The organism is Pseudoalteromonas sp. Isolate6, from assembly GCF_022398435.1.
In the GTDB taxonomy this organism is placed as follows: Bacteria; Pseudomonadota; Gammaproteobacteria; order Enterobacterales; family Alteromonadaceae; genus Pseudoalteromonas; species Pseudoalteromonas galatheae.
In genome coordinates, this window is the sequence record NZ_JAKEVK010000273.1 from 1 (window position 1) to 5,073 (window position 5,073).

General features: G+C 43.5%; 3 protein-coding genes. 1 reads left to right on the top strand and 2 read right to left on the bottom strand.

The window, feature by feature from the left end:
- Window positions 1-104 precede the first annotated feature (104 nt).
- On the bottom strand, window positions 105-3,275 hold the full coding sequence (locus L1D50_RS21485) for an efflux RND transporter permease subunit (RefSeq protein ID WP_239966781.1): 3,171 nt from the start codon (window positions 3,273-3,275) through the stop codon (window positions 105-107).
- Between the two features lie 5 nt (window positions 3,276-3,280).
- Window positions 3,281-4,456, bottom strand: coding sequence for an efflux RND transporter periplasmic adaptor subunit (locus L1D50_RS21490; RefSeq protein WP_239966782.1), 1,176 nt, complete (start codon window positions 4,454-4,456; stop codon window positions 3,281-3,283).
- 236 nt (window positions 4,457-4,692) lie between these two features.
- Here L1D50_RS21490 and L1D50_RS21495 point away from each other — a divergent pair, with 236 nt between their 5' ends.
- A complete protein-coding gene (locus L1D50_RS21495) occupies window positions 4,693-4,941 on the top strand; it encodes a YkgJ family cysteine cluster protein (protein ID WP_010371625.1) in 249 nt (82 codons plus the stop codon).
- Window positions 4,942-5,073: the final 132 nt, after the last annotated feature.

The following is a 5,073-nucleotide window of genomic DNA, read 5'->3' on the forward strand; positions in this document are numbered from 1 at the left end:
AGATTTTCTCGCCTCAAAATAGATCACTTAATTAAGCGACTTGGTATAAAAAATAAAAAAGCTCGGAAATTTCCGAGCTTTTTTGTGGGCTAGTAATTTGTTACTTAGTGAGTATTGGAATGTAGCTCTGATATCGCTTGTTGGCTATCGGCCGAGTCTTTACCTTTAAACCATTTGCGGCCAACCCGTTTAACATCTTCAAGTGCCACATATTGACAAGGGATAAGTACTAGGGTTATCACTGTGGCAAATAACACGCCAAACGCAAGTGATACAGCCATTGGAATGACTATTTTAGCTTGTAGGCTAGTTTCCATTATGATCGGTACAAGCCCGATAAAAGTAGTCAATGATGTGAGCAAGATTGCTCTAAAGCGTTTACAACCGGCCTCGACGGCCGCGGCTTTTAAATCGATGCCTTGTTCGCGTGCTTTATTTACAAAATCAACCATAACCAAAGAGTCGTTTACTACAACCCCTGCCACGGCAATAATTCCGAAGAAAGACAGGCTACTCATTGTCATACCCAACACCATGTGACCAAACACTGCGCCAACTACACCAAATGGGATCACAGACATGATAATCAGCGGTTGTGAATAAGAACGTAATGGAATTGCCAGTAGTGCGAAGATAATCATTAATGACAGGGCAAAGTCACGAATTTGCTCAGCAACACTGTCCATTTCTTCTTGTACGCGACCCGCCACTGCACTTTGAACGCCAGGGTAGTTCTTTAATAGACTAGGAAGATATTCGTCACGAACCTGTTTTGCTATCTCAAATGGTTGTGCGATTTCTGTATCAACTGATGCCCAAACATTAATCGTGCGTTTGGCGTTTTCGCGTCGAATTCGGTTAACACCGTCTACCAATTTCACATCAGCCACTTCTACCAACGGCACTTCTGCACCTTGAGGTGTTAGAATACGCACATCCTGAATATCACTAATGGCATCACGGTGTTCTTTAGGGTAACGGATCATCACTTTGATCTCTTCTCCATCACGTAAAATGCGCTGTGCTTCAAGGCCGTAATAGCTAAAATTTACTTGAGATGCGACATCCGCCAACGTAAGCCCAAGGCTGTACGCCAAAGGTTTCAGCTCAAGTTGTACTTCATCGGTTGCTGATTGCATAGAGTCGTTGATATCACCAACGCCTTCGATAGTTGCTAACTTGTCTTTTAGTTTCTGTGCGACTTCACGAAGTTCTTCTTTGTGTTTACCTTCTAACCTAAAGCTAATGTCTCCGTCATCACGGCCACCATTCATAATGCTATCTTGAATGTTTAGCGATTTAACACCTGGCAGTGCAGGCATTGCATCACGCCAGCGGGCGCTGAGTGCAAAGGTATCGATTGGACGCGCATCTGGCTCAACCAAGATCACCATAATATTTGCGCTTGTGCGGCCGTTCATGTTTACCATGTAATCACGGATCATTTTTTTGCCGTACTCAGTCTCAACTTCTTTGTCGACACTCAGTACCATTTGCTCGATTTTTTGAATTGACTCAAGTGTCGCATTTTCTGACGAGGATAAGTTCATATCGATCGAGATACGTGGAAAATCATGGGGAATTTTTGGGTTAGCAACAAACTTCACTAAGCCACCAGCAAACATCCCCGCGCTGACAATTAAAATGGTTAAAAAGCCAACGATAACGGTATAACGGTAGTGAATACAGCGTACAATGAATGGGCGGTAGGTGTTTTCAATGAAAGATTGAAGGCCGCTATCCATTTTTTCTCTGAGGCGGTGGAACGGATTTTTAGGGTTGCTTGGTTTGTCTTTCATCGCTGCTAAATGCGCAGGTAAAACCAGCTTAGACTCAACCAAAGAGAATAATAGGCACAGAATTATTACGCCACCAATAGCTTTAGAAAATGCTGCCGTTGGGCCGGTTGCTAATGTTTGCGGTAAGAAAGCTGCAACCGTAGTAAGCACACCAAAAGTAGCTGGGATAGCAACACGCTTTACGCCACGGACGACATTATCGAGGCTATGGCCATGTTTTTCTATTTCGGCATGGGCAGATTCACCGACGACTATCGCGTCATCAACGACAATTCCCAATACTAAAATAAAGGCAAAGAGTGAGGCTAAGTTAATCGTTACGTCTAAATAGCCCATTGGCATCATTAAAAATGCACCTAAGAAGCTAACTGGCAACCCCATCATTACCCAAAATGCTAAACGCACACGTAAAAATAGAGCAAGCATTAGCATAACTAATACCCCACCTAACGCCATATTTTCTAACATCATGTTAAGGCGGCCATTAAGGTAATAGGTCAAGTCAATAAAAGGTTCAAGTTCTACGCCTTGTGGCAGTGAGCCTTTCTTGGCCTCAAGATAGTTCTTAATGATATCTGCAACTTTGGTGATGTCTTGGTCTTTTGACGCGCTAACTTCATACACCAGTGAGTTCTTGCCATTGTATTTAGAGTATTGAAGTCCTTCCTCAAAGCCATCGTTAATGATAGCGACGTCGCCTAAGTTAACCTGTGCGCCATCTGGTAGTGTTAATAAGGGGAGCTTTCTAAACTCGTCACCGCGATAGGCTTGGTTTTCAACTCGCATTGAAATATAGCCATTTTCGGAGCGAATTTGACCTGCGGACATGTTCGCTGAGAAGCTCTTTACTGCATCCGAAATCGCTCTAAAACTTAGGCCGTATTCGCGCATCTTATCAGGGCTTATCTCAATAGAGATTTCGTAGTTCAGACCACCATCAAAACGTACAAGGTTAACGCCAGGTAACGACAGCATTTCTTCATGAATGCGATTACCCAGTTCTTTAAGATCATGGGGACTTAAATCGCCATTGAGTGATAGCCACATTACTTCTTGGGTTGCCTTGTCGTGACGCACGATAGGGCGCTCCATGCCAGATGGGAAAGTTGAGACGGAATCCACCTGCATCTTGACTTCGTCGAGCACTTCTTTGGTGTTGTACTGCTCATCTACTTCTATCCAAGTTTGTGAATAACCACGATTAGAGTAGGTGATCAGGCGTTTGATCCCTTCGAGACCTTCCATGGATTCCTCGATCTTAATCGTGATCCCTTCCTCGACCTCTTGAGGTGCCGCACCCGGATACACGGCTTGAACACTTATCCAGTTACTATCGTATTGTGGAAACATTTGCTTGCGGATCGAAAACGCAGTAAGCAAGCCACCCACAATAATAAATATCATCAATAAATTTGCTGCAACTGGGTTACGCGCAAACCAAGCAATTAAGCCTTTTTCTGTGCTTTGACTATGCATAAGCCTTACTCCTCTTTGAGCGCCAGTTGTGTGTTAGCGCTTTGCGAAGGAGTATCGTCTGTACGAAGTTGCATCCCTTCAGAAGGATAGTCCAGTGCTGAAGTAATAATCAGTTGGCCTGACTCAACGCCGTTATCAACGACGACCATACCATTGTATTCTCTAATAATATTGACCTTTTTGTAGCTCAGCTTATTATCGTCATCCAATGTTGCAACGCGACCTTCTTTTACTAAGTGATGAGGAAGCATAGTGGCATTTTGCACTAATAAACCTTGAATATCGGCGTTGATATAAGCGCCAAAACGTAATGGTTTTACACTGTTGTGATAAGGCTGTTCGACTTGTGCAACGAGGTAGGTCATGCGGCTTTTGTTATCGATAACACCTTCACTGCGGACGATTTTGCCTTTCCAACTCATCGGTTGACCAGCGACTTCAGCGGTGATCACGACATCGGTACCAACACCTTGTTGCGGTAAATATTTCAATTCATTATCGGCAACAGGGAGGCGCACTTCTGCAACAGATGTCGCATTGAGTTTACCAAAGCCATTACCAGGGTTGACTACACTACCAAGACTTACGGTGCGAGATTCTATAATCGCATCGTAGGGCGCTTTGATGTAAGTACGCTCTAAATTTCGATTCGCTCTTTTTACCGCGGCCTGCGCCGCTTTAAAGTTTGCCAACTTTTCAGCAAGCTGTGGCTTTCTTAAATAGAGCTCGGAGGGTATTTTTTCGTTAGCGTTTGCTTTAATTCTTTGCCATTCCGCTTTTGCTACTTGCACCTGAGCTTGTTCTATTTCAAGCGCTGAGCTTGCTTGTGCTAAAGCCGCTTCAGCTTCAATCAGCGACGCCTCATAGTCATTTGGGTCGATGCGAGCAAGCACGTCGCCTTCTTTGACAAAGCCACCTTTGACGAACTTGTCAGACAATGAAATGACTTGACCACTTACTTGAGCAACAAGCTCAGTACTGTATTTTGGCATCACGATACCGTATGACGATACGTTAAGCCTTACAGGGTCAATATGAATAGGTTGAACCTGTACGAGAGGATGTACTATTTCTTCTTTCTTCTCTTCTGGAGGTTGTTTCATTGCAGACATGGCAACAGCCGCTGCAATTCCCACCGCAAGAACGGCAATTGGTAGAATTATTTGTTTTTTACTAGCCACGTTAAAATCCTTCCTGTTGAATGATTTTTAATGACCCAGATTAACGGCTCTAGATCATCGATAAGCTTAAGAATACGCGAATAGTTATGTCGAGATGTTTAAATCCTACAGGAATATGTAACAAAGCTTTGCGTACCTAAATTAATCGTTACATTCTTAAAAGAGATTGATGCTTTTACGTGTAGTCGATTTTTCGATAAAATGCACCACTTATTGTCAAAATTGCGAGAAACAGAATGGATTGTAGGCTTGGTTGTGGCGCTTGTTGTATAGCACCAAGTATTTCAACACCCATTCCCGGTATGCCAAATGGTAAACCTGCGGGGGAGCGGTGTATTCAACTAGATGAAAATAATCTGTGTAAACTGTTTAATCAGCCAGAGCGTCCACAGGTGTGTTTGCAATTTAAGGCCATGGAAGATGTGTGCGGTGACAGCAATGAAGCAGCGATGCAGATCATCACAGAACTCGAAATGTTGACCTAACTAGCCTCTGGTTAACTGATAAAAAAACGCCCAGAAACTTACCTGCTAAGTTCTGGGCCTAGGGAAAGGCTCAAGATTGAGCCGTGCGCTAACTAAAAACACCTTCTAAGACTGTAGGGAGAAGTAGAAAGT

Coding starts and splice junctions, on each gene's coding strand:
- L1D50_RS21485 (WP_239966781.1), bottom strand. CDS start 3,275: ATGCATAGTCAAAGCACAGAAAAAGGCTTAATTGCTTGGTTTGCGCGT.
- L1D50_RS21495 (WP_010371625.1), top strand. CDS start 4,693: ATGGATTGTAGGCTTGGTTGTGGCGCTTGTTGTATAGCACCAAGTATT.